At 54.1% G+C, this 26,260-nt stretch carries 23 protein-coding genes; 22 read left to right on the top strand and 1 reads right to left on the bottom strand.

Annotated elements, in window-relative coordinates; genetic code table 11:
- Positions 1–2: 2 nt before the first annotated feature.
- From yidC to RHM68_RS25845, 19 genes are all read left to right on the top strand, one after another.
- A complete protein-coding gene (gene yidC / locus RHM68_RS25935; protein WP_322219819.1) occupies positions 3–1,688 on the top strand; it encodes a membrane protein insertase YidC in 1,686 nt (561 codons plus the stop codon).
- A 79-nt stretch (positions 1,689–1,767) separates the two neighbouring features.
- The gene (gene mnmE / locus RHM68_RS25930; RefSeq protein WP_322219818.1) at positions 1,768–3,138 is read left to right on the top strand and encodes a tRNA uridine-5-carboxymethylaminomethyl(34) synthesis GTPase MnmE; all 1,371 of its coding nucleotides are present in this window, start codon (positions 1,768–1,770) and stop codon (positions 3,136–3,138) included.
- A gap of 552 nt (positions 3,139–3,690) precedes the next feature.
- Positions 3,691–5,583, top strand: a complete 1,893-nt coding sequence (gene mnmG, locus RHM68_RS25925) for a tRNA uridine-5-carboxymethylaminomethyl(34) synthesis enzyme MnmG (RefSeq protein WP_322219817.1) — start codon at positions 3,691–3,693, stop codon at positions 5,581–5,583.
- Positions 5,580–6,224: a 16S rRNA (guanine(527)-N(7))-methyltransferase RsmG gene (gene rsmG, locus RHM68_RS25920; RefSeq protein WP_322219816.1), complete on the top strand. Its 645-nt coding sequence runs from the start codon at positions 5,580–5,582 to the stop codon at positions 6,222–6,224. Before mnmG ends, rsmG begins: the two co-directional genes overlap by 4 nt.
- 18 nt (positions 6,225–6,242) lie before the next feature.
- Positions 6,243–7,040, top strand: coding sequence for a ParA family protein (locus RHM68_RS25915; protein WP_008155709.1), 798 nt, complete (start codon positions 6,243–6,245; stop codon positions 7,038–7,040).
- Between the two features lie 9 nt (positions 7,041–7,049).
- Entirely contained in the window at positions 7,050–7,922 is an 873-nt protein-coding gene (locus RHM68_RS25910; protein WP_322219815.1) for a ParB/RepB/Spo0J family partition protein, read from the top strand.
- Between the two features lie 148 nt (positions 7,923–8,070).
- Positions 8,071–8,478: a F0F1 ATP synthase subunit I gene (locus RHM68_RS25905; RefSeq protein ID WP_322219814.1), complete on the top strand. Its 408-nt coding sequence runs from the start codon at positions 8,071–8,073 to the stop codon at positions 8,476–8,478.
- 16 nt (positions 8,479–8,494) lie between these two features.
- Positions 8,495–9,364 carry a F0F1 ATP synthase subunit A gene (atpB, locus tag RHM68_RS25900; protein ID WP_322219813.1) on the top strand — a complete coding sequence of 290 codons (870 nt, stop codon included), beginning with the start codon at positions 8,495–8,497 and terminating at the stop codon, positions 9,362–9,364.
- Between the two features lie 133 nt (positions 9,365–9,497).
- The gene (gene atpE / locus RHM68_RS25895; RefSeq protein ID WP_002555987.1) at positions 9,498–9,755 is read left to right on the top strand and encodes a F0F1 ATP synthase subunit C; all 258 of its coding nucleotides are present in this window, start codon (positions 9,498–9,500) and stop codon (positions 9,753–9,755) included.
- Between the two features lie 56 nt (positions 9,756–9,811).
- Positions 9,812–10,282 (top strand): F0F1 ATP synthase subunit B, encoded by a 471-nt coding sequence (locus RHM68_RS25890; protein WP_007948090.1) that lies wholly within the window; start codon positions 9,812–9,814, stop codon positions 10,280–10,282.
- A 12-nt stretch (positions 10,283–10,294) separates the two neighbouring features.
- Positions 10,295–10,831, top strand: a complete 537-nt coding sequence (locus RHM68_RS25885) for a F0F1 ATP synthase subunit delta (protein WP_322219812.1) — start codon at positions 10,295–10,297, stop codon at positions 10,829–10,831.
- 21 nt (positions 10,832–10,852) lie between these two features.
- Entirely contained in the window at positions 10,853–12,397 is a 1,545-nt protein-coding gene (gene atpA / locus RHM68_RS25880) for a F0F1 ATP synthase subunit alpha (RefSeq protein WP_322219811.1), read from the top strand.
- A 50-nt stretch (positions 12,398–12,447) separates the two neighbouring features.
- Entirely contained in the window at positions 12,448–13,308 is an 861-nt protein-coding gene (gene atpG, locus RHM68_RS25875) for a F0F1 ATP synthase subunit gamma (protein WP_322219810.1), read from the top strand.
- Positions 13,309–13,335: 27 nt separating this feature from the next.
- A complete protein-coding gene (atpD, locus tag RHM68_RS25870; RefSeq protein ID WP_322219809.1) occupies positions 13,336–14,715 on the top strand; it encodes a F0F1 ATP synthase subunit beta in 1,380 nt (459 codons plus the stop codon).
- 45 nt (positions 14,716–14,760) lie between these two features.
- A complete protein-coding gene (locus tag RHM68_RS25865) occupies positions 14,761–15,186 on the top strand; it encodes a F0F1 ATP synthase subunit epsilon (protein ID WP_322219808.1) in 426 nt (141 codons plus the stop codon).
- Positions 15,187–15,303: 117 nt separating this feature from the next.
- Positions 15,304–16,671: a bifunctional UDP-N-acetylglucosamine diphosphorylase/glucosamine-1-phosphate N-acetyltransferase GlmU gene (gene glmU / locus RHM68_RS25860; protein WP_322219807.1), complete on the top strand. Its 1,368-nt coding sequence runs from the start codon at positions 15,304–15,306 to the stop codon at positions 16,669–16,671.
- Between the two features lie 98 nt (positions 16,672–16,769).
- Positions 16,770–17,546, top strand: a complete 777-nt coding sequence (locus RHM68_RS25855) for a DeoR/GlpR family DNA-binding transcription regulator (RefSeq protein ID WP_322219806.1) — start codon at positions 16,770–16,772, stop codon at positions 17,544–17,546.
- A gap of 1 nt (position 17,547) precedes the next feature.
- Positions 17,548–19,383 (top strand): glutamine--fructose-6-phosphate transaminase (isomerizing), encoded by a 1,836-nt coding sequence (glmS, locus tag RHM68_RS25850; protein WP_322219805.1) that lies wholly within the window; start codon positions 17,548–17,550, stop codon positions 19,381–19,383.
- A gap of 257 nt (positions 19,384–19,640) precedes the next feature.
- Positions 19,641–20,786, top strand: coding sequence for a hypothetical protein (locus tag RHM68_RS25845; protein WP_322219804.1), 1,146 nt, complete (start codon positions 19,641–19,643; stop codon positions 20,784–20,786).
- A gap of 94 nt (positions 20,787–20,880) precedes the next feature.
- Here RHM68_RS25845 and RHM68_RS25840 read toward each other — a convergent pair whose 3' ends face one another.
- A complete protein-coding gene (locus tag RHM68_RS25840) occupies positions 20,881–22,473 on the bottom strand; it encodes a TnsD family Tn7-like transposition protein (protein ID WP_322219803.1) in 1,593 nt (530 codons plus the stop codon).
- A gap of 636 nt (positions 22,474–23,109) precedes the next feature.
- Here RHM68_RS25840 and RHM68_RS25835 point away from each other — a divergent pair.
- From RHM68_RS25835 to RHM68_RS25825, 3 genes are read left to right on the top strand one after another with little or no spacing between them, the layout of a single operon-like run.
- Positions 23,110–24,072: a hypothetical protein gene (locus tag RHM68_RS25835; protein WP_322219802.1), complete on the top strand. Its 963-nt coding sequence runs from the start codon at positions 23,110–23,112 to the stop codon at positions 24,070–24,072.
- A complete protein-coding gene (locus RHM68_RS25830) occupies positions 24,069–26,078 on the top strand; it encodes a transposase (protein ID WP_322219801.1) in 2,010 nt (669 codons plus the stop codon). The genes RHM68_RS25835 and RHM68_RS25830 overlap by 4 nt, the downstream gene beginning before the upstream one ends.
- On the top strand, positions 26,075–26,242 hold the full coding sequence (locus RHM68_RS25825) for a hypothetical protein (RefSeq protein ID WP_322219800.1): 168 nt from the start codon (positions 26,075–26,077) through the stop codon (positions 26,240–26,242). The genes RHM68_RS25830 and RHM68_RS25825 overlap by 4 nt, the downstream gene beginning before the upstream one ends.
- Positions 26,243–26,260 lie beyond the last annotated feature (18 nt).

The raw sequence follows: 26,260 nt of genomic DNA, 5'->3' as shown, positions 1-26,260 counted from the left end.
TCATGGATATCAAACGCACGATCCTGATCGTCGCCCTGGCAATCGTGACCTACGTTATGGTTCTTAAATGGAACCAGGACTATGGCCAGGCTGCCCTGCCGACTCAGAATGTTGCTTCCAGTACTACCGCACCGGGCATACCGGACACGGCGACTGGCAATAATGCTTCTGTCAGTGACGACATTCCACGCGCTGCAAGCGATACCAGTGCCACTGCACCTACTGAAACTCCGGTAGCTGTAAGCAAAGACCTCATCCAGATCAAAACGGATGTGCTCAACCTGGCCATCGATCCACAAGGTGGTGATGTTGCCCAGTTGACGTTGCCGCTGTATCCACGTCGCCAGGACCATCCGGAAATTCCATTCCAGCTGTTCGATAACGGCAACGAGCGGACTTATCTGGCTCAGAGCGGTCTCATCGGCACCGACGGTCCGGACGCAAGTCCTGCCGGTCGTCCGGTTTACTCCTCGGAGAAGAAGATCTACCAACTGGCGGACGGTCAGGACCAATTGGTCGTGGACCTGAAGTTCAGCAAGGACGGTATCAACTACATCAAGCGTTTCTCCGTGAAACGTGGCCTGTATGACGTAACCGTTTCCTACCTGATCGATAACGAAAGCGCCAAGCCTTGGTCGGGTGCAATGTTCGCGCAATTGAAGCGTGACGCCAGTTCCGATCCTTCTTCCAGCACGGCTACCGGCACCGCTACTTACCTGGGCGCAGCCCTGTGGACAAGTAACGAGCCGTACAAGAAAGTGTCCATGAAGGACATGGACAAGGGCCAGTTGAAAGAAAACGTCAACGGTGGTTGGGTTGCCTGGTTGCAACACTACTTCGTGACGGCCTGGATTCCGGCTAAGGGCGAAAACAATCTCGTCCAGACCCGCAAAGACAGCAAAGGTAACTACATCATCGGCTACACGGCGCCAGCGTTGACTGTTGCGCCGGGTGCTAAAGCTGAAGTCAGCGCTGTTTTGTACGCTGGCCCGAAAAGCCAGGCAGTGCTGAAAGAGTTGTCCCCAGGTCTGGAATTGACCGTCGATTACGGCATTCTGTGGTTCATTGCCCAGCCAATCTTCTGGCTGCTGCAACACATCCACGCGATCGTCGGCAACTGGGGCTTCTCGATCATCTTCCTGACGATGCTGATCAAAGGGATTTTCTTCCCGCTGTCGGCTGCCAGCTACAAATCCATGGCGCGCATGCGTGCAGTGGCACCGAAACTGGCGGCGCTGAAAGAGCAACATGGCGACGACCGGCAGAAAATGTCGCAGGCGATGATGGAGTTGTACAAGAAAGAGAAGATCAATCCACTGGGTGGCTGCCTGCCAATCCTGGTGCAGATGCCGGTTTTCCTTTCTCTGTACTGGGTTCTGCTGGAAAGCGTTGAGATGCGCCAAGCGCCTTTCATGCTGTGGATAACTGACCTGTCGATCAAGGATCCGTTCTTCATTCTGCCGATCATCATGGGCGCAACCATGTTCATCCAGCAGCGTTTGAACCCGACTCCACCGGATCCGATGCAGGCTAAGGTGATGAAGCTGATGCCAATCATCTTCACCTTCTTCTTCCTTTGGTTCCCGGCCGGTCTGGTGCTGTATTGGGTAGTGAACAACTGCCTGTCGATCAGCCAACAGTGGTACATCACACGTAAAATCGAACGGGCTGCCAAAGCAGCCGCTTGATTTACACTGTGGATAACCACTCAAAACGCCCCCTAGTGGGGCGTTTTGCTATCTGTCACTTTTGTCTGGATACCGGTTTATGAGCGTTCCTCGTGAAACTATCGCCGCCGTCGCGACCGCTCAAGGTCGAGGCGGTGTCGGCATCGTCCGCATTTCCGGGCCGCTGGCGAGTGTGGCGGCCAAAGCTATCAGCGGTCGCGAACTCAAACCGCGGTATGCGCATTACGGCCCGTTCCTCAGTGAAAACGAAGAGGTGCTGGACGAAGGCATCGCTCTGTATTTCCCGGGACCGAACTCGTTCACTGGCGAAGATGTACTGGAACTCCAGGGCCACGGCGGCCCGATCGTGCTGGATATGCTGCTCAAGCGTTGCCTGGAACTCGGCTGCCGCTTGGCCCGGCCGGGTGAATTCAGCGAGCGCGCCTTCCTCAACGACAAACTCGACCTCGCCCAAGCCGAGGCAATTGCCGATTTGATCGAGGCCAGTTCTGCACAGGCTGCACGCAATGCCCTGCGTTCCTTGCAAGGTGCCTTTTCCCAACGTGTGCATAACCTCACCGAGCAATTGATCGGCTTGCGTATCTACGTTGAAGCCGCCATCGACTTCCCCGAAGAAGAAATCGACTTCCTCGCCGATGGCCACGTGTTGAGTATGCTCGACAAGGTCCGTGAGGAATTATCCACAGTCCTTCGTGAAGCCGGGCAGGGTGCCTTGTTGCGGGACGGGATGAACGTTGTGATTGCTGGCCGGCCGAATGCCGGCAAGTCCAGTCTGCTGAATGCTCTGGCCGGTCGTGAAGCCGCAATCGTTACCGAGATTGCGGGCACTACCCGTGACATTCTTCGCGAACATATCCACATCGACGGCATGCCGTTGCACGTGGTCGACACCGCAGGTCTGCGTGATACCGACGACCAGGTGGAAAAAATCGGCGTTGAGCGAGCATTGAAAGCCATCGGTGAAGCGGATCGGGTGTTGTTGGTGGTCGATGCCACCGCACCGGAAGCGCTTGATCCGTTTGCGTTGTGGCCGGAATTCCTCGAAACCCGACCAGACCCGGCCAAGGTGACGCTCATCCGTAACAAGGCTGACCTCACGGGCGAACCGATTGCCCTGGAAGTCAGCGCCGATGGCCATGTCACCATCAGCCTGAGTGCCAAATCGGCAGGCGAGGGCCTTGAGTTGCTGCGTGAACACCTCAAGACCTGCATGGGTTACGAGCAGACGTCAGAGAGCAGCTTCAGTGCTCGCCGGCGTCACTTGGACGCACTGCGGCATGCCAGCGCATCGCTTGAGCATGGACGGGCTCAGTTGACCCTGGCAGGTGCAGGTGAGCTGCTGGCTGAAGATTTGCGGCAAGCTCAGCACGCGTTGGGTGAAATTACCGGTGCGTTCAGTTCCGATGACTTGTTGGGTCGCATTTTTTCCAGCTTTTGCATCGGTAAATAATCCCTCCGCTGTTTGGCAGACGGGCCATTTGCGCCTGTCTGTTCCCTCTCTTTCTGTCATTTCCCCGCAGTGCTGATCAGATTCTGTCTGCTTGAGCGGACTTTCTGTGCCTGGAATCTAACGTTTCACCACTTTTTTGTGGATTAAGCCCTGTGAATAACTACCACTAAGGTCAGTTGATAACAGGGCCTAAAAACTGAAGATAACCACCCCTGTGGATAACCATGGCTTTCATCCACAGGCTTAAAGCGGTTATCCAAGGCCCTTATGGGTACATGACCACAGGGTTTTGAATCTCTGTACATACTGAATATAAAGGCTTATAGAGATCTATCCACAGAAAGTATGCTCAGTAAAAATAAACATAAAAACAAAGATTTAATAAATTTCTTTCTTTTTAATTTCTATAACCGCGACTTCTCCACAGCTGGTTAAATTTTGTGCAAAGGGTTCTTTAGGAAGGGCTAAGTCCCTATACTTGCCGACCCGGTCCAAAAACCTGGGCTCAAACTATTCCTGAATTACCTGACAGAAGCAGGCACGAGGTGCGTGGTGGATTTCCCTTCCCGTTTTGAAGTGATCGTCATCGGCGGCGGTCATGCCGGTACCGAGGCAGCACTGGCGTCAGCACGCATGGGGGCAAAAACCCTGTTGCTGACGCATAACGTGGAAACCCTCGGTGCCATGAGTTGCAACCCTGCCATTGGTGGGATCGGCAAAAGCCATCTGGTCAAGGAAATCGATGCCCTTGGCGGCGCGATGGCGATGGCTACCGATAAGGGTGGTATTCAGTTTCGCGTGTTGAACAGCCGTAAAGGCCCAGCCGTGCGGGCTACTCGCGCCCAGGCTGACCGTCTTCTGTACAAAGCTGCTGTGCGCGAAACCTTGGAAAACCAGCCGAACCTGTGGATATTTCAACAAGCCGCTGACGACTTGATCGTTGAGCAGGAACGCGTGCGTGGTGTTGTCACCCAAATGGGTCTGCGTTTCTTCGCCGATTCTGTGGTGTTGACCACCGGCACCTTCCTTGGCGGACTTATCCACATTGGGATGCAAAACTACTCCGGCGGTCGCGCCGGCGATCCGCCATCGATTGCCTTGGCTCATCGTTTGCGTGAATTGCCGCTGCGTGTCGGTCGCCTGAAAACCGGTACGCCACCGCGCATCGACGGGCGCACTGTGGATTTCTCGCTCATGACCGAGCAAGCAGGTGATACGCCGATTCCAGTGATGTCGTTCATGGGCTCCAAAGAACAACATCCGAAACAGGTCAGTTGCTGGATTACCCATACCAACGCCCGGACCCACGAAATCATTGCCGCCAACCTTGATCGTTCGCCGATGTATTCCGGCGTAATTGAAGGTATTGGCCCGCGTTATTGCCCCTCGATCGAAGACAAAATTCACCGCTTTGCCGACAAGGACAGCCATCAGGTCTTCATCGAGCCGGAAGGTTTGACCACTCACGAGCTGTACCCGAATGGCATATCCACCTCTCTGCCGTTCGATGTGCAATTGCAAATTGTGCAATCGATTCGCGGCATGGAAAACGCGCATATCGTGCGTCCGGGCTACGCCATTGAGTACGACTATTTCGACCCGCGTGACCTGAAATACAGCCTCGAAACCAAAGTCATCGGCGGTCTGTTCTTTGCCGGGCAAATTAACGGCACCACCGGTTACGAAGAAGCCGGGGCCCAGGGTTTGCTGGCCGGAGCTAACGCGGCATTGCTCGCCCAAGGCAAAGATGCCTGGTGCCCGCGCCGCGATGAAGCGTACATCGGGGTATTGGTCGACGACCTGATTACCCTTGGCACTCAAGAGCCGTACCGGATGTTCACGTCACGCGCCGAATATCGCCTGATCCTGCGTGAAGACAACGCGGACTTGCGCCTGACCGAAAAAGGTCGCGAACTTGGACTGGTGAATGACGCGCGTTGGGCAGCCTTTTGCACCAAACGCGAAAGCATCGAACTGGAAGAGCAGCGTCTGAAAAGTACCTGGGTTCGCCCCGGCACCGAGCAGGGCGATGCCATTTCCGAGAAGTTCGGTACACCGCTGACCCACGAATACAATTTGCTCAACCTGCTGAGCCGTCCGGAAATCGACTACGCTGGCCTGATCTCTGTCACCGGTAGTGGCGCAGAAGATCCGCAGGTCGCCGAACAAGTCGAAATCAAGACCAAATACGCGGGCTACATCGATCGGCAGCAAGATGAAATTGCACGCTTGCGGGCCAGCGAAGATACAAAACTGCCTGTGGATATCGATTACACGAACATCTCCGGTCTCTCCAAAGAGATTCAGGGCAAGCTCGGTGCAACCCGTCCAGAAACCCTGGGCCAAGCGTCGCGTATCCCCGGCGTAACTCCTGCAGCCATTTCGCTGTTGATGATTCATTTGAAAAAACGCGGCGCGGGCCGTCAGTTGGAGCAAAGCGCTTGAGTTCGTTGGTCACCTCGCAACATGCCGAAGAGTTATCCACAGGCGCTCGCCAACTCGGTGTCTCCCTGACAGAAACCCAGCATGCGTTGCTACTGGGTTATCTGGCCCTGTTGATCAAATGGAACAAGGCCTACAACCTGACCGCCGTGCGTGATCCGGACGAAATGGTTTCTCGGCATTTGCTCGACAGTTTGAGTGTGATGTCTTTTGTCGAAAATGGTCGCTGGCTGGACGTTGGCAGTGGCGGCGGCATGCCGGGTATTCCGTTGGCCATCCTGTTTCCAGAGTCCCAAGTGACTTGCCTGGACAGCAACGGCAAGAAAACCCGGTTCCTGACCCAGGTCAAACTCGAACTCAAACTGGATAACCTTCAAGTTATCCACAGCCGTGTTGAAACGTTCCAGCCTGAGCAGCCATTCAACGGGATCGTCTCCCGGGCGTTCAGCAGCATGGAGAACTTCAGTAACTGGACTCGCCACCTTGGTGATGCCGATACACGTTGGCTCGCAATGAAGGGCGTTCATCCCGCCGATGAGCTGGTAGCATTGCCGACAGACTTCCACCTCGATAGCGAACACGCCTTGGCCGTACCCGGTTGCCAAGGCCAACGCCATCTGCTGATACTGCGCCGCACGGCATGATTGGGAACACAAGCAAGAATGGCTAAGGTATTCGCGATAGCGAACCAAAAGGGTGGTGTGGGCAAGACCACCACCTGCATCAACCTCGCAGCTTCCCTGGTCGCTACCAAGCGTCGGGTGCTGTTGATCGATCTTGATCCACAGGGCAACGCCACCATGGGTAGCGGTGTGGATAAACATGGCCTCGAAAACTCGGTCTACGACCTGTTGATCGGCGAGTGCGATCTGGCCCAGGCTATGCATTATTCCGAGCACGGGGGCTACCAGCTGCTGCCGGCCAACCGCGATTTGACCGCGGCTGAAGTGGTGCTGCTGGAAATGCAGATGAAGGAAAGCCGTCTGCGCAGTGCGTTGGCGCCGATCCGTGAAAACTACGATTACATTCTGATCGACTGCCCGCCGTCCCTGTCGATGCTGACGCTGAACGCGTTGGTGGCTGCCGATGGGGTAATTATCCCCATGCAGTGCGAGTACTTTGCGCTCGAAGGCTTGAGCGACCTTGTGGATAACATCAAGCGCATCGCCGAACTGTTGAACCCGAACCTGAAAGTCGAAGGCCTGTTGCGGACCATGTACGACCCGCGCCTGAGCCTGATGAACGATGTCTCGGCGCAGCTCAAGGAACACTTTGGCGAGCAGCTCTACGACACCGTGATTCCGCGCAACATTCGCCTGGCTGAAGCGCCAAGCTACGGCATGCCGGCGTTGGCATACGACAAGTCATCGCGAGGCGCGATTGCCTATCTGGCATTGGCGGGCGAGATGGTTCGTCGTCAACGCAAAAACTCACGCACCGCCGCCGCTCAGGCAACTTAAGGAATCCCCATGGCCGTCAAGAAACGAGGTCTAGGACGTGGACTGGATGCACTGCTGAGTGGTCCGACTGTCAGCTCGCTGGAAGAGCAAGCGGTGCAAGCCGATCAGCGCGAGTTGCAACACCTGCCTCTGGACCTGATCCAGCGAGGCAAATATCAGCCGCGTCGGGACATGGACCCTCAGGCGCTGGAAGAACTGGCGCAGTCGATCAGGGCCCAGGGTGTGATGCAGCCGATCGTGGTTCGTCCGATCGGCAGCGGTCGCTTTGAAATCATCGCCGGCGAACGCCGCTGGCGCGCTAGCCAGCAGGCAGGCCAGGAAACGATCCCCGCGATGGTCCGCGATGTGCCGGATGAAACGGCCATTGCCATGGCGCTGATCGAGAACATCCAGCGTGAAGACCTCAATCCGATCGAAGAAGCGGTCGCCTTGCAGCGTTTGCAGCAGGAATTTCAGCTGACCCAGCAACAAGTCGCCGACGCGGTGGGTAAGTCCCGCGTTACAGTCGCCAACCTATTGCGCCTGATCGCGTTGCCGGAAGTTATCAAAACCATGCTGTCCCACGGTGACCTGGAGATGGGTCATGCGCGCGCTTTGCTGGGTTTGCCGGAAAATCAACAGGTTGAAGGGGCGCGACATGTTGTCGCACGGGGGCTGACAGTGCGCCAGACGGAAGCACTGGTTCGCCAGTGGTTGAGTGGCAAACAGGAGCCTGCTGAGCCGGTAAAAACAGACCCGGATATCGCTCGCCTTGAGCAGCGCCTGGCTGAGCGCCTAGGCTCTGCGGTGCAGATCCGCCACGGAAAGAAGGGCAAAGGTCAGTTGGTGATTGGTTACAACTCCCTCGACGAGCTCCAAGGCGTGCTTGCACACATTCGTTGAAACATTTCCATATGTAGCGCGCAGTCGGAAATCACTACCTGACAGTTGAATAGGGGCTGAACCGCCCCTATACTCTGCGCGCATTTTGTCGGCACAAATTATGCCAAGTTATTGAATTCTGGCAGCCGACCATTGGGGAGTAAAAGTGATGGAAACCCGCATGCCAAACCGCTTGCCGTTCCATCGCCTGGCAGTTTTTCCGGTGTTAATGGCTCAATTTGTCGTTTTGCTCATTGCTGCTTTGGCGCTTTGGCAATGGCATGGAGTCGTTGCCGGGTACTCAGGACTTTGCGGAGGCCTGATAGCCTTGCTGCCTAATGTTTATTTCGCTCACAGGGCATTTCGGTTTTCCGGCGCCCGAGCGGCCCAGGCTATCGTCCGGTCTTTTTATGCCGGCGAGGCAGGGAAACTGATTTTGACGGCAGTGCTGTTTGCACTGACCTTTGCAGGTGTGAAGCCATTGGCGCCGCTGGCTGTATTCGGCGTCTTCGTGTTGACCCAACTGGTCAGCTGGTTTTCGCCCCTGCTGATGAGAACAAGACTTTCGAGACCTTAGGGCGTTTGAGGCAACCATGGCAGAAACAACCGCTTCGGGCTATATCCAGCACCACTTGCAGAACCTGACCTTCGGGCATCTACCTAATGGCGGATGGGGCTTTGCTCACACCGCAGCAGAAGCCAAAGAAATGGGTTTCTGGGCTTTCCACGTCGATACTCTCGGCTGGTCGGTCGCGTTGGGTCTGATCTTCGTTCTGATTTTCCGCATGGCGGCAAAGAAGGCGACTTCCGGCCAACCGGGTGCTTTGCAGAACTTCGTTGAAGTATTGGTCGAATTCGTCGATGGCAGCGTGAAAGACAGCTTCCATGGCCGTAGCCCGGTGATTGCACCGTTGGCACTGACCATCTTCGTCTGGGTCTTCCTGATGAACGCTGTCGACCTGGTACCGGTCGACTGGATTCCTCAATTGGTCATGCTGATCACGGGTGATGCGCACATCCCATTCCGTGCCGTGTCGACCACTGACCCGAACGCTACCATGGGCATGGCCCTGTCGGTGTTCGCGCTGATCATTTTCTACAGCATCAAGGTCAAGGGCATCGGCGGCTTCATCGGCGAACTGACCCTGCACCCGTTTGGCAGCAAGAATATTTTCCTTCAGGCGCTGCTGATACCGGTGAACTTCCTGCTGGAGTTCGTGACGCTGATCGCCAAGCCTATTTCGCTGGCACTGCGTCTGTTCGGCAACATGTACGCTGGCGAGCTGGTCTTCATTCTGATTGCTGTGATGTTCGGCAGTGGTCTGCTCTGGCTTAGCGGCCTGGGCGTTGTTCTGCAGTGGGCGTGGGCGGTGTTCCACATCCTCATCATCACCCTGCAGGCGTTTATCTTCATGATGCTGACCATCGTTTACTTGTCGATGGCGCACGAAGAGAACCATTAAGGCCAGTCTCGACTAGTCTGATGTCCCTCTCGGTCAAACGAGAGGGGGCCCGATCAGGGCTATGAAACGATTTGTTTTACCGCTTTAAAATCTAAAAAACCTAAACCATACGACGTAAAAGTCGGGAGGAAAGATGGAAACTGTAGTTGGTCTAACCGCTATCGCTGTTGCACTGTTGATCGGCCTGGGCGCACTGGGTACCGCAATTGGTTTCGGCCTGTTGGGCGGCAAGTTCCTGGAAGGCGCAGCGCGTCAGCCAGAAATGGTTCCAATGCTGCAAGTCAAAATGTTCATCGTTGCCGGTCTGCTCGACGCCGTAACCATGATCGGTGTTGGTATCGCTTTGTTCTTCACCTTCGCGAACCCATTCGTTGGTCAACTCGCTGGCTAATCACTCGAACCTTCGAGTGATTGGTGTGATGTGCAACGAACGAGCGAGGTGTTGGCGTGAACATTAATGCAACCCTGATTGGCCAGTCCGTTGCGTTCTTCATTTTTGTACTGTTTTGCATGAAGTTCGTGTGGCCTCCGGTCATCGCGGCTTTGCACGAACGTCAGAAGAAGATCGCGGATGGACTGGACGCTGCCGCCCGAGCAGCTCGCGACCTGGAATTGGCCCAAGATAAAGCGGGTCAACAACTGCGCGAAGCAAAAGCTCAGGCAGCCGAAATCATTGAGCAAGCCAAGAAACGCGGTAACCAGATTGTTGAAGAGGCTGTTGAAAAAGCCCGTATCGACGCTGACCGTGTGAAGGTTCAGGCTCAGGCCGAGATCGAGCAGGAACTTAACAGTGTCAAAGACGCGCTGCGTGCCCAATTGGGTAGCCTGGCAGTCTCTGGCGCCGAGAAGATCCTGGGTTCCACAATCGATCAAAACGCGCACGCGGAGCTGGTAAACAAACTGGCTGCTGAAATTTAAGCGAGGGCGATCATGGCAGAATTGACCACGTTGGCCCGACCTTACGCTAAGGCAGCCTTCGAGCACGCCCAGGCCCACCAGCAACTGGCCTCTTGGTCAGCCATGCTCGGCCTGGCTGCAGCAGTGTCGCAAGACGACACCATGCAGCGCGTGCTCAAGGCCCCGCGACTGACGAGCGCAGACAAGGCCACCACGTTTATTGACGTGTGTGGCGACAAGTTTGATGTCAAGGCACAGAATTTCATCCACGTCGTTGCTGAAAACGACCGTCTCCCGCTTTTGCCGGAGATTGCCGCTCTGTTTGACCTGTACAAGGCTGAACAAGAGAAATCGGTAGATGTGGATGTCACCAGTGCTTTTGCATTGAACCAAGAACAGCAAGACAAACTCGCCAAGGTTCTCAGTGCACGGCTCGGCCGGGAAGTGCGACTGCACGCTGCGGAGGATGCCACCCTTATTGGTGGTGTCATCATCCGCGCCGGCGACCTGGTAATCGATGGCTCGATTCGCGGCAAACTCGCGAACCTTGCCGAAGCATTGAAATCTTGAGTTTGAAGGGGCAGCAGAGCAATGCAGCAACTCAATCCTTCCGAAATAAGTGAAATTATCAAGGGCCGCATCGACAAGCTCGATGTGACCTCCCAAGCCCGTAACGAAGGCACTGTCGTCAGCGTATCTGACGGCATCGTGCGGATTCACGGTCTGGCCGACGTTATGTACGGCGAGATGATCGAGTTTCCGGGCGGCGTCTTCGGTATGGCGCTTAACCTTGAGCAAGACTCTGTAGGCGCCGTTGTATTAGGCTCCTATCAGTCTCTGGCTGAAGGCATGAGCGCCAAGTGTACTGGCCGCATCCTCGAAGTTCCGGTAGGTAAGGAACTGCTGGGTCGCGTAGTCGACGCACTGGGTAATCCGGTTGACGGCAAAGGTCCGTTGAACAACACCTTGACCGATGCGGTCGAGAAAGTTGCTCCAGGCGTGATCTGGCGTAAGTCGGTAGACCAGCCTGTACAGACTGGCTACAAGGCTGTCGATGCCATGATTCCTGTCGGCCGTGGCCAGCGTGAGCTGATCATCGGTGACCGTCAGATCGGTAAAACCGCTCTGGCGATCGACGCGATCATCAATCAGAAAGACAGCGGCATTTTCTGCGTCTACGTAGCAATCGGTCAGAAACAATCGACCATCGCCAACGTTGTTCGCAAGCTGGAAGAAAACGGCGCACTGGCTAACACCATCGTCGTGGCAGCGAGCGCTTCGGAATCTGCAGCACTGCAATTCCTGGCACCGTACTCCGGTTGCACCATGGGTGAATTCTTCCGCGACCGCGGTGAAGACGCGCTGATCGTTTATGACGATCTTTCCAAGCAAGCAGTGGCTTACCGCCAGATTTCCCTGCTGCTGCGCCGTCCACCAGGCCGTGAAGCTTACCCAGGCGACGTGTTCTATCTCCACTCCCGTCTGCTGGAGCGCGCATCCCGCGTTTCGGAAGAGTACGTAGAGAAGTTCACCAACGGCGCAGTGACCGGCAAAACCGGCTCCCTGACCGCACTGCCGATCATCGAAACCCAGGCTGGCGACGTTTCCGCGTTCGTTCCGACCAACGTGATTTCCATCACCGACGGTCAGATCTTCCTGGAATCGGCCATGTTCAACTCCGGGATCCGTCCTGCAGTGAACGCCGGTGTTTCGGTATCCCGTGTGGGTGGTGCCGCGCAGACCAAGATCATCAAGAAGCTCTCCGGTGGTATCCGTACCGCTCTGGCTCAGTACCGTGAACTGGCGGCATTCGCCCAGTTCGCTTCTGACCTGGACGAAGCGACCCGTAAGCAACTTGAGCATGGTCAGCGCGTTACTGAGCTGATGAAGCAGAAGCAATACGCACCAATGTCGATTGCTGACATGGCGCTGTCGCTGTATGCCGCTGAGCGTGGGTTCCTGACTGACGTTGAAATCGCCAAGATCGGCAGCTTCGAACAAGCGCTGATTGCTTTCTTCAACCGCGATCACGCCGATTTGATGGCGAAGATCAACGTGAAGGGTGACTTCAATGACGAAATCGACTCTGGCATGAAAGCCGGTATCGAGAAGTTCAAGGCCACCCAAACCTGGTAAGCCGCAGCGGGAGCCGCAAGGCTCCCGCTTGCTAACCTGATAGGTGTTACATGGCAGGCGCAAAAGAGATTCGCAGTAAGATTGCGAGCATCAAAAGCACGCAAAAGATTACCAGCGCCATGGAAAAAGTGGCGGTCAGTAAAATGCGCAAGGCACAAATGCGCATGGCTGCTAGCCGTCCTTACGCGGAGCGCATCCGCCAGGTTATTGGTCATTTGGCCAACGCTAACCCGGAATATCGCCACCCATTCATGATCGACCGCGCTATCAAGCGCGTTGGTTACGTTGTGGTGAGCAGTGACCGTGGTCTGTGTGGTGGCTTGAACACCAACCTGTTCAAGGCCCTGGTCAAGGACATGGCGGTAAACCGTGAAAACGGCGTCGAGATCGATCTGTGTGTTGTTGGTAGCAAGGGTGCGGCTTTCTTCCGCAACTTCGGCGGTAACGTCGTAGCAGCTATCAGCCACCTGGGTGAAGAGCCGTCGATCAATGACTTGATCGGCAGCGTCAAGGTGATGCTGGATGCCCACCTCGATGGTCGTATCGACCGTCTGAGCGTTGTATCCAACAAGTTCATCAACACCATGACGCAACAGCCTACCGTGGAGCAGTTGATTCCATTGGTGGCAACCCCGGATCAAGAACTCAAGCACCACTGGGACTATCTCTACGAACCGGACGCCAAAGAGCTGCTTGACGGCTTGATGGTTCGTTACGTGGAGTCGCAGGTTTACCAGGCGGTGGTCGAGAACAACGCGGCTGAACAAGCTGCGCGGATGATCGCGATGAAGAACGCTACCGACAACGCCGGTGATTTGATCAGCGATTTGCAGCTGATCTACAACAAGGCGCGTCAGGCTGCGATCACCCAAGAGATCTCGGAAATCGTCGGCGGCGCTGCCGCGGTTTAACGGTTCAAATATTCAGAGGATCCAGCTATGAGTAGCGGACGTATCGTTCAAATCATCGGCGCCGTTATCGACGTGGAATTTCCACGCGACAGCGTACCGAGCATCTACAACGCGTTGAAAGTACAAAGCGATGCCGGCACCACGCTGGAAGTTCAGCAGCAGCTGGGCGACGGCGTGGTTCGTACCATTGCGATGGGTTCCACCGAGGGCTTGAAGCGCGGTCTGGAAGTCACCGATTCTGGTGCGGCCATCTCGGTACCGGTCGGTAAAGCGACCCTGGGCCGGATCATGGACGTTCTGGGCAACCCAATCGACGAAGCTGGCCCGATCGAAACCGAAGAGCGCTGGGGCATTCACCGTCCTGCGCCAACGTTCGCGGAACAAGCAGGCGGCAACGACCTGCTGGAAACCGGTATTAAGGTTATCGACCTGGTTTGCCCGTTCGCCAAAGGCGGTAAAGTCGGTCTGTTCGGTGGTGCCGGTGTAGGCAAAACCGTAAACATGATGGAACTGATCCGTAACATCGCCATCGAGCACAGCGGTTATTCCGTGTTCGCCGGTGTGGGTGAGCGTACTCGTGAGGGTAACGACTTCTACCACGAGATGAAGGATTCCAACGTTCTGGACAAAGTGGCACTGGTTTACGGTCAGATGAACGAGCCGCCGGGTAACCGTCTGCGCGTAGCACTGACCGGCCTGACCATGGCCGAGAAGTTCCGTGACGAAGGTAACGACGTTCTGCTGTTCGTCGACAACATCTATCGTTACACCCTGGCCGGTACTGAAGTATCCGCACTGCTGGGCCGTATGCCTTCGGCAGTAGGTTACCAGCCGACCCTGGCCGAAGAGATGGGTACTCTGCAAGAGCGCATCACTTCGACCAAGAACGGTTCGATCACTTCGATCCAAGCGGTATACGTACCTGCGGATGACTTGACTGACCCGTCGCCAGCGACCACGTTTGCCCACTTGGACGCCACCGTCGTTCTGTCTCGTGACATCGCCTCCCTGGGTATCTACCCAGCGGTCGATCCACTCGACTCTACTTCGCGTCAGTTGGACCCGAACGTGATCGGTCAGGACCACTACGACACCGCTCGCGGCGTTCAGTATGTTCTGCAGCGTTACAAAGAACTGAAGGACATCATTGCGATCCTGGGTATGGACGAGCTGTCGGAATCCGACAAGCAGTTGGTAAACCGTGCTCGTAAGATCCAGCGTTTCTTGTCGCAGCCGTTCTTCGTGGCTGAAGTCTTCACCGGTGCTTCGGGTAAATACGTTTCCCTGAAAGACACCATTGCTGGCTTCAAAGGCATCCTCAACGGTGACTACGACCACCTGCCAGAACAAGCGTTCTACATGGTCGGCGGCATCGAAGAAGCGATCGAGAAAGCCAAGAAACTGTAATCCCGGCGCCCGGCAACGGGCGCTAATTTAGGTTGAGGCAATCAGATGGCTATGACAGTCCATTGCGATATCGTCAGCGCGGAAGGTGAAATCTTCTCCGGTCTGGTCGAGATGGTGATTGCGCACGGTGCTCTGGGTGATCTTGGTATCGCTCTGGGTCACGCGCCGCTGATCACTAATCTCAAGCCGGGTCCGATCCGCTTGATCAAGCAGGGCGGGGAAGCCGAGGTGTTTTACATCTCCGGCGGTTTCCTCGAGGTTCAGCCGAACATGGTCAAGGTTCTTGCCGACACTGTGCAACGTGCTGCCGACCTGGATGAAGCCTCCGCTCAGCAAGCCGTTCAGGCTGCCGAGAAGGCCTTGCATGAACGTGGTGCAGAATTCGATTACGGTTCTGCTGCCGCACGTCTGGCCGAGGCGACAGCTCAGCTGCGCACCGTCCAGCAGATACGCAAGAAGTACGGCGGTTAATCCGTCATCGACTTATTGTGCGATTGATTAAAAAGGGTAGCCTCGGCTACCCTTTTTTCTTTTCCGACTTTCATAACCTGGTCGCAATTGCTGACCACCCAGGATTGGTAGCCAGTCATGTCTCTTGAAATCGTTATCCTCGCTGCCGGCCAAGGCACTCGCATGCGTTCGGCGTTGCCAAAGGTTCTGCACCCGATTGCCGGGAACTCGATGCTTGGCCATGTTATCCACAGTGCCCGGCAACTTGATCCACAGCGCATTCACGTGGTGATTGGCCATGGTGCTGACGCGGTGCGTGAGCGTCTGGCTGCGGATGACCTGAATTTCGTGCGCCAGGATAAACAGCTCGGTACGGGTCACGCCGTTGCCCAGGCCGTGCCGTTCATTACGGCTGACACCGTTTTGATTCTTTATGGTGATGTGCCGCTGATCGAAGTCGAGACTCTGCAACGCTTGCTCAAGCAGGTGGCGCCGCAGCAACTGGGCTTGCTCACGGTTGAATTGGATGACCCGACCGGTTACGGCCGAATCGTTCGGGATTCGGCAGGCAACGTGACTGCCATCGTCGAACAGAAAGACGCCAACGACGCCGAACGCAGGATCACCGAAGGCAACACCGGCATTCTGGCGCTGCCTTTCGAACGTCTGGGTGACTGGATGAGCCGTCTCTCCAACAACAATGCCCAGGGTGAGTATTACCTGACCGATGTGATTGCAATGGCGGTCAGCGATGGTCTGGTGGTGGCCACCGAACAACCCCATGACGCCATGGAAGTGCAGGGCGCCAACGATCGCAAGCAACTCTCGGAGCTTGAGCGCCATTACCAGCTGCGCGCCGGACGGCGTTTGATGGCTCAGGGTGTGACTCTGCGTGACCCGGCCCGTTTTGATGTGCGCGGTGAAGTGACCGTCGGTCGTGATGTGCTGATCGACATTAACGTGATCCTCGAAGGCAACGTAGTCATCGAAGACGACGTGATCATTGGCCCGAACTGTGTGATCAAGGACAGCACCCTGCGCAAAGGTGCAGTGGTCAAAGCCAACAGTCACATCGAGGGCGCGATTATGGGCGAGGGCAGCGACGCCGGTCCGTTTGCCCGTCTGCGTCCAGGCACCGTGCTGGAAGCAAGAGCACATGTGGGCAACTTTGTTGAATTAAAAAACGCGCACTTGGGCGAGGACGCGAAAGCGGGCCACCTGAGTTATTTGGGCGATGCCGAGATCGGTGCGCGGACCAACATCGGTGCGGGGACCATTACCTGCAACTACGACGGCGCCAATAAGTGGAAAACTGTGCTGGGTGAAGACGTGTTTATTGGCTCTAACAATTCGTTGGTAGCGCCTGTGGATATCTCTACCGGGGCGACCACGGCGGCCGGTTCGACCATTACTCAAAATGTGGATAACGCGCAGTTAGCCGTAGGCCGAGCGCGACAGAAGAACATTGATGGCTGGAAGCGGCCAGTGAAGCTTAAGAAAAACTAAGTTATCCACAGCGCTTTTTTTCAGCTGCACGCTTGACGAAGTTTCGCTGATAGGTTTTGATTGCTTCCGTTATCTTTCGAATCGAAACTTATCAGCCTATGTCGAAGCGCAATACACCCCAACGTCGTCACAACATCCTCGCCTTGCTCAACGAGTTGGGGGAGGTCACTGTGGACGCCCTGGCCAAACGCTTCGAAACTTCGGAAGTGACGATTCGCAAGGATTTGGCAGCCCTGGAAAGCAACGGACTGTTGTTGCGTCGCTACGGAGGCGCAATCACCATGCCTCAGGAGTTGGTGGCTGACATCGGGCAACCGGTTTCCAAATACAAGCAGGCAATCGCCCGCGCTGCGGTGACGCGGATTCGCGAGCATGCACGGATTATTATCGACAGCGGCAGCACCACGGCGGCGATGATCGCGGAGCTGGGTCAGCAGCCCGGTTTGGTGGTGATGACTAATTCCCTGCATGTGGCCAATGCCTTGAGCGAACTCGAGCACGAGCCAGTGTTGCTGATGACCGGCGGCACTTGGGACCCGCACTCCGAATCCTTCCAGGGGCAGGTCGCGGAGCAGGTACTACGCTCTTACGACTTTGACCAATTGTTCATCGGTGCCGATGGCATCGATCTGATGCGTGGTACGACCACGTTCAACGAATTACTGGGTTTGAGCCGAGTTATGGCCGACGTCGCCCGGGAAGTGATCGTGATGGTGGAGGCCGACAAGATTGGCCGCAAGATCCCTAACCTGGAACTGCCCTGGAGCAGTGTCCATACCCTTATTACCGATGATCGCCTGCCGCTGGAGGCACGGGATCAGATTCAGGCCCGCGGTATCAACTTGATTTGCGCGGTTGTCAGTCAGGAGAAATAGCATGTGTGGAATTGTTGGCGCAGTTGCAGAACGTAACATCACCGCGATTTTGGTCGAGGGCCTCAAGCGCCTGGAATACCGCGGCTATGACAGCGCCGGTGTGGCGGTTTTCACCAACGACGGGATCCTTGATCGGGTGCGTCGTCCGGGCAAAGTCAGTGAGTTGGAACAAGCCCTGGCCAGCGAGCCGCTGATCGGTCGATTGGGCATTGCCCACACCCGCTGGGCCACCCATGGTGCTCCTTGCGAGCGCAACGCTCACCCGCATTTTTCCGGGCAGAATCTGGCTGTTGTACACAACGGTATCATCGAGAACCACGAAGCCCTGCGTGAACAGTTGAAGGCGCAGGGGTACGTGTTTACGTCGGACACCGACACCGAAGTCATCGCGCACCTGCTGGCCCATAAGCTCAAGGATCTGCGTGACCTGACTGTGGCACTCAAGGCAACAGTCAAAGAGCTGCACGGTGCATACGGTCTAGCCGTTATCAGCGCCGACCAGCCGGACCGTCTGGTCGCCGCCCGCAGCGGCAGCCCACTGGTGATTGGTCTAGGCCTGGGGGAAAACTTCCTCGCATCCGACCAGCTGGCTTTGCGTCAGGTCACAGACCGCTTTATGTACATGGAAGAAGGCGATATTGCCGAAATTCGCCGCGACAGCGTCCAGGTTTGGGATGTCAACGGCAAAGCCGTCGAGCGTGAAGCGGTGCAGTATCGCGATGGCGCCGAAGCCGCCGACAAGGGCGCATTTCGCCACTTCATGCTTAAGGAAATTCACGAACAACCGAGCGTGGTGCAGCGCACCCTTGAAGGTCGCCTGAGTCCGAACCAGGTGCTGGTACAAGCCTTCGGCCCACAGGCTGCCGAGCTATTCGCCAAAGTGCGCAACGTACAAATCGTCGCCTGCGGCACCAGTTATCACGCCGGTATGGTCGCCCGCTACTGGCTGGAAGAACTGGCCGGCATTCCTTGCCAGGTCGAAGTCGCCAGCGAATTCCGTTACCGCAAAGTGGTGGTGCAGCCCGACACCCTATTTGTGACGATTTCCCAGTCCGGTGAAACCGCTGACACCCTGGCCGCCCTGCGCAATGCCAAGGAACTCGGTTTTCTGGCCAGCCTGGCGATCTGCAACGTCGGCATCAGCTCTCTGGTACGTGAGTCCGACCTGACCTTACTGACTCAGGCCGGTCGCGAAATTGGCGTGGCCTCCACCAAAGCTTTCACCACGCAGTTGGTGGGCCTGTTGCTGCTGACCCTGTCCCTTGGCCAGGTTCGCGGTACGTTGGCCAAAGGCGTTGAAGCCACCCTGGTCGAAGAATTGCGTCGTCTGCCAACCCGTCTGGGTGAAGCGTTGGCTATGGACAGCACTGTGGAAAAAATCGCCGAGCTGTTCGCCGACAAGCACCACACGCTGTTCCTGGGCAGGGGCACGCAGTACCCAGTGGCGATGGAAGGTGCTCTGAAACTCAAGGAAATCTCCTATATCCACGCCGAAGCCTACCCGGCGGGCGAACTGAAACACGGCCCGTTAGCGCTTGTGGATAACGACATGCCGGTGGTCACCGTGGCGCCGAACAACGAATTGCTGGAAAAGTTGAAGTCGAACCTTCAGGAAGTCCGCGCCCGTGGCGGTCAACTGATCGTCTTCGCCGACGAAAAAGCCGGCATGAGCAATGGCGAAGGGACTCACGTGGTGCAGATGCCGCACATCCACGACATCCTGTCGCCAATCCTCTACACCATCCCGCTGCAACTACTGTCTTACTACGTGGCCGTGCTCAAGGGCACCGACGTTGACCAGCCGCGCAATTTGGCGAAGTCAGTGACGGTGGAATAGTTATCCACAGGTGATGAAACCTCTGGCTTTTGAGAATTAAAACGGTCGCATGTGAATTAAAACGGTCCCATGCGGCCGCTTCCTCTCTTTGACATCACGTCGCAAGCTGGAACACCTGATGCAGCATCATTGGCAATTTTAGGCCGCGACGTAATTGAATCGGATCATATCGAGGCCGTTGTTGACCCTTCGGCCTTGAGCTCGTATATACCTCACGCTCTTCGAATTGGCGCATAAAATAAAAGTGACTTCTAACAATGCTTCTACGCATTCAGCGAGATGAAACAATACGCTCCTTTATAGAACGCAATATCTTTATTTTTGGCGAAGGCTGGTCTCCAAAATGGTATACGTCTAAAAGCCTCACCAGCGAAAACGTTAGAAACGTTGCGTCATTACTGGGCTGGCATGGATGCTCTGGTTTCAACCGCGTTTTGCATAACCACACCTATCAACCGTTGCTCTCGGTGTTCAAAAACTCCCAGGACATGGCCTATTCCGGCAGTAAATATATTGCCGAATTCGCAGATGTCGACCCTGCCTTTCCGAATCGATTGACCTTCTGTCCTGAATGCGTGAAGTCTGATTTCAAAAAAATTGGTTTCTCATATTGGCGCAGGCCTTCCCTAGAATCTGTTGGCGTATGTGCAATTCATAACGTCATTTTAGAGTCCGTATGTCCTGCCTGCGATAGGCCATTTACCTCTCACGGGCACAGTCGAAATGTTATGTGGGAGGGGTGTTGCGGAAAGTATCTCAGCGAAAGCCCCTCAAGAGTGAACAACGATCTTGCAGAGCTAAAGCGCTCACGGTTAGTCGATGAAATTTACAAATACCGATTTCACATATCATTAATACCAGCTTTAGAAGCACTGGAGGTTAGGTTTTTTTCAAATTCGTCAGAGATACTTTTGAATGCATTTAACCAAGAAGAGTTATATAGCCTGTCACGAACTATAAGTAATCAGCTGGCTCTGGTGAAAGAGCATGCGGAAAGTAATATTGCATTCTATTTTGAACGTGTCGATTTCGACAGTATTATCAACTCTGTAACTATGCTCTATGATAGTCTTCAGGATTTTGTCGCGGATGTAATTGACCTTTGCGATCAAATACGAGATATAACATCGTTATGGTCCACGTACAGGGCCGGAGGTCATGAGTCAGCCAATTATGTGGACGAAAACTATTCGCTTGGGGTTGGCAACTGGTATTGCCCATATCCATCACCTCTTTCTCTTGAGTTTGGGCGTGGTGATTCGATTAGAAAGAGCATCTCGATAGCCTATCCATGCTGTTCCTTTAGCGATGTAAAAGATAACGGAGTCCAACGGACTCCAAGATGGGCTGATCCACCACACCCAGCTATTCCGAGTATCCAACCCAGAAAAGTGTACGGATAGGGTTCTAATTATTTTGTTAAGCGTTTAGTAGGTCCCTAATAGCGCTAGGCCGCGATAAGATTCCGGATAGTTCCGTAATCTGGTGAGACGTCCGTCACTCCTTCTGTTGTAATAGTGCTCTAAGAAGAAATCGAGTTTTAGGGTAATGGGTGCGTTTTTCTAGTGATCGGGACAAACTTGGAACTAGGTTGAAGAGCGCAGCTTTAGATAATCTCAGTTGGCCGAATTCGCCATACGCCTGATGCATCCTCGAAAGTATCAGATCTTGGAGTGATACATCACGCTTGTCCCAGTCGATGGATGAGTAATTTCCCAGCCGTCCGCATGGCAATTCTGAATTACGCTCTAGCAACCAATCACGATCATTTCGATAGAGCCAAGCATATAAATTAGGCATGCTTGATCGTAAGTCGTTTGTCGACATTTGGTTGCTTTCTTTGATCGCACGGTCCCATTGTGCACGATAAGTGCGTAGATTTTCCCTTAACTGCTTCTCTTTTCTTGACGATTTTACTAATCGATCTGAAGATAGAAGTCGATTAACGGTGCTAACTGAAACTTTGAATTCAGAACAAATTTTATCTTTTGTTTCTCCTTTTTTCAGGCTTTCCAAGATTGCAGCACGTAACTCAGGTTTTAATTTTTTAGGCCTACGAGTAACTGAAATTTTTATCTCATCGGTAGTAGTCTGTTGATCCTCTTCCGCGAAATAAAGTTTGCTAGGTTTAGTTAATGAATTAGCTGTACTGTACATGTCGTATTGATCGATAAAGATCTCAAGCCGGCCAAATAGCCAAGTGATCAGCACCAAATGCTTTAGGGGATGGCATCTGCCACGGGCTTTGCGCGTCATTTGTGCGATAAAAGCCGACGCTTTTGACGGCGTAGTTGGAAGGGAGGTATATGGCGAATATGGTTGAATAAGCGATGCGTATTCGGCGAACGAGGTTGCCATGCTGCCTCGCATATCGAAGCTTGTTCCAAGTAGATCGAGCGCATCCTTGTACACGTTTTGGACTATATCCGGGTCGAAGCACCTTGATTTACCAACAGACACAACGTCGAGTACTGCTTCACTCATCTTTATAAGAGCATTTTTAGCTACGTCGCTAGGATAGCGTAGCGAGTCCGACTCAAACAGCTCTTCGCTCGGAAGGATCCATTTAAACCGCCCCGACCACTGCCGATTCTCGACGCAATCCTTTAAAAGCACTTCATGAACGGGGCACAACACTACGCCTGGATATTGGTGCGTAAGGTGCCAATAAGCGACCCCAAGGGTTAGACGATCCTCTCGCATGCAAGACGTGCAAGCCTTCAAAGGATGCTCGGCACCGAATCGCCCGGTCACAAGGCCGAGACTGTACTTCATTGATCCAATTGATGGGCTTTTCATCGCTAGAACAGCGTTGTTGATTCGATCTTTGCACTGAAACGGGATCAGCAGAGGGAGAATAGTGTGCTCATAGATAATCGATGTGGAATCCCCCCAAAGGCCTGTCACCCGAAGGTCTAGCGAGCTGAGGTTACTGGGAAAGTCATGGCTGATAGAACGCGGGGATGAACCGAACAGCCACTCTAACGTGCTGGAAGTGTCCAGGTGACCCAGAAATTGGTGTTGGCGGCTGCAGAGGCTGAAAAATGTCTCATCATCAAGCCACCGCAAAATCGGGTCTGGCCGAGTCATGACCTAAAGAGCTATCAGTCGGATGGGGCTTTAGAATAGGCGAGGTTACTGGATCCCCATAAATCACGATGAGAGATAAAACCCGACTCTTTTAATTCCATTGCACGCTATAGGTGCGGTGAGCGCGGTTTTACAATCGTGATTACATGGAATTAACCGTCCATGCTTAGCATAAGGAATGCAGCACCACACGCGTTACATAATGATTCTTTTTATTGTCATGCAACAATTTCAGGCGTTACCATAATTCGTTTTTTGGTTTCGATGCTTCGTCAATTCTTTGAATGAAGCTCGTACTAAAATTGCACTCCCCGCTAACCGCGGAAGTAATACTAGCATCCGACAAAGGAATACTTATCGCGTATCTATAATATTAATCGAGAAACTAAGAGACAGGGGACCCAAGCGCCAACTTGGGCCCCTGTGGATAAGTCAGGTTAGACCGCTGACCTTTCCATTCTCTATTCCCGCCTGCGAGACGTCAAGTCTCGCACGGTATCGTTCGTCCACAGGAAAGTTGGTGTTATCCACAGAACCGACCTTTGTTCGAGCCCGTAATACATGGGTTTTCATGAGCTTAAGAGTTTTATCCCCAAGCGATGTGATGACGTAACACCCGGAAAATGGAATGCGTATATGACGCCGGAAGAACGAATTAAATTAATCCTCAGTCGCCAAAGCAGCTTTGACTGGGGTGACACGTACATCCCCTCGACCCTAGCTAAGCCACGCGAAGCTCCGAAGGGATCGCGTATCTGCAGACTCAATAGCCGCGTGCTCGGTCGCGAGGTGCATGCGCTATCCACCCCTGAGAAAGTGTTCACCCAATTGGCACTTTCCCATCCCGATTTGTTCGATCTGCACGAGCAAAAAATGCTATGGCCGTTGAAATCCGGCAATCCATTGCGCGGTCACCCATTAACGAAAGGCATTTTTCTGCCTTCGGTGAGAGGGACGGTCGAGGTCGCAAAAGAGATTGGGTTCAAGCATTACGAAATCGCTGTCGATTTGCCCGACGGCCGTCGGACGAAAATTCCGTTTCCTTATCAGGGCGACCTGTTGCTGTATTTGAAAGGAGCGGAAGGCATTCCATATGCCGTCAACTGGACAGTAAAAGATCGTAAAGACGCATTTGGTGAACGCAGGCTGTCGAGCCCGAAGACTCCGGTGCAGCAGAAGAAGGATCGGGATCATGCATTTCTTCGAGCCAAGCTGGAAAAGATGTACTACGCCAGCGCGGGTATACGGACCGTGCAAGTGTCTTTGGAAGAGCTCCCTCCCACAGTGATTGCTAATTTGGATTTACTGTTTACCACCCACCAGGTCCCACTGACGCTCGAACGCAGCCTGCTGGATGACTTCAGTGATGCTGTTCGAGAAGCTGTTAGCGTCGGTGAGCCCGTTGCCTATCTGGCGATCAAATATGCAGAACGTTGGGGCCGACGTGATCAATTCATTTCAAAAATCTACCAGGACATCTGGGAGCGCAGGCTTCCCATCAATTTCTTCAAGCCAATCCTGATTGATCATCCTTTATCGACAGATGACGGTGATCTCCTGAAGGTCTACGGGACCCTCTTTCAGGAGAAAGAATCATGATGGCTGGTGCCAGGCTTATTGCTCCCGAGGGTTTTTGTTACCTGGAGAAAGGCAAGACCTATCACTTCCTTCACAGCGATGGGAGCACCAATCGGGTGCGACTGATCAATTTCTGCGACGACGGTCGTAAGATCAGATCGCATCTGATCACTTTAACGAGGTTTGAATTCGAGGAAGCGCTTGAAGCCGGCTTGATTTTGGAGGACGGCCCGGCGGATAAAATCCCCCCCTGGCTTGAGCCGGTCAATGGACTCTCCGTAGCTCAGCGAGAGGTGCTGCGTATTTCAACTAATGAGAGTTACGACCAGAAGGTCAACCGGCGTTTCGCAGCCATTTCTGAACTCGTCCTCCGGCTAGGCGAGATTCTGGCAAGCGATAATCCGGACAACATCATTAACGCTCACGCCAAGGCCTTGAAGCCTATCCAGAACACTTCGCGCTTGCGGCTCTGGTTCTACACATACATCGTTTTTGGCCGCAATAAATGGACTTTGATGCCTCCCCTTCATCGTATTGGAGGTTGGAATCGTGATGATCCCTCATACGTCCGCAGGCTGGGACGCCCTTCGTCAAAGGGCAAGCATTGGGGCTTTCGGGCAGACGCGGAAATGAAGGAAAAAATAATTGAAGGATATGTCGAGTTCAGGGCTCCGAATAAAACAGCTAACGACATATACCGTGAAATCGTAACAAAGAAGTTCGGCTGCAACGCCGTAAAAAGGAATGGCAAAATTGAGTTCATCCATCCTAGTAACGGGCCGTTTCCTACACGCTCTCAAGTCAGAACTCAAATAGATCATCGATTTAGCCCAAGACAACGCTCTATTGCCGTCAGAGGTGAGCACAAAACCCGCGCCAATACCGGCTCCCAGGGAAGCTTTGCTGACCGCCTACTTAACGTAAACCAACGTGTAGAGTTTGATGGCTACTACATATCTGAAAAGCTCTCGGGCATTTCGGAAGGGAGCGCGGTTGATAGTTTTTGTGTCGTTCGAGGAGTTTGTTGCCTTTCAGGACTCGTGATCGGGATCGGCTTTGCTGAAGGCAAGGAGACTATGGATGCGTACAAAATGTGCCTGTTCTCAATGGCTGCCGATAAAGTCAAATTCGCGGAGTTATTTGGGCTGACTGTCGGGCCCGACGAATGGCCAAGTGAGGGCCTTTCACGCGGGCTCATATTTGATCGCGGACCGGGAGCGAACTTCGACGTGGAATCGGCGATCAACTGGCTGGGTACCTTTGAAACCACCCCTGTATTTTCAGGGCAGTCCAAGGCCACCGTTGAGGCATCTCATCCACGAGACAAGAAGACGCTGGATCAGCCTACCTTCGTACATAGTCGGCTTAATTTCGTACACATGGCTAAGCGGGAGATCCTCCAAGTCCTTATGGACAACCATGCGTCTGATGCCAGCGGTCGCTTGGACGACGAGCTGGTCCTCGCTGGAGTCAAGCCCACCCCCCTCGCAATTTTCAACTACTGGGATCAACGAGGTCGAAACTCTGCGGACAGTATGCAGTTCCACACTGCGATTCGAGAGTTTCTCGCTGTGCGCCCGGCGGCAATTCGAAATGACGCTGTGTATTTTTACGGTCGCAAATATAGATCTGCGGAGCTTGTCGCCACAGGGGTATTCGATCGAGTTGCAAAAGATGGCGTGATAAAAACCACTGCATACACCTTAATAATGTGCGTCCGCCATATTTGGATCGAGGTATGCGGTAGGCTTTATGAATTGGATTTCGTAAGTTCTCAACGAACTCTGGAGGGGACCGTCGACATCTCGCTTCGCGACTTGCAGTTGTATGATCAAATGCGACGTAAAGGAGATGCTGCCCTTTATGATGAAATTCCTGCTGTACAGCAGTATTTTAAGGACCGGTTCAAACAGGAAACCGGAGAGGACTGGCATGCTGGAGATAGGAGAACGGGACGACCTGCGAAAAACGCGTCAGCGCAGCGTGATGCAGCAGATTACGAGCGCTTCATAGGAAAGGCCAAATGAACAAGGTGATCGTTGACCGGTTCAGTGAATGCCTGGACATCGAGAAGATCCGCGCGAAGGTCACGGTCAGGCCTGACCCCGTTGCTGCGCTTGATTCCCTTGATGCTTTGATTGCCTCTGAGCAATTGGCAAATATGTTAAAGCAGATCTTCATTCCCAACTAGTTCTCGCTAGCCTTCATC

This window comes from Pseudomonas sp. DC1.2 (assembly GCF_034351645.1).
Lineage (GTDB): Bacteria > Pseudomonadota > Gammaproteobacteria > Pseudomonadales > Pseudomonadaceae > Aquipseudomonas.
The sequence above is the reverse complement of the archived record's forward strand: the minus strand, read 5'-3'. Positions and strand labels throughout refer to the sequence as shown.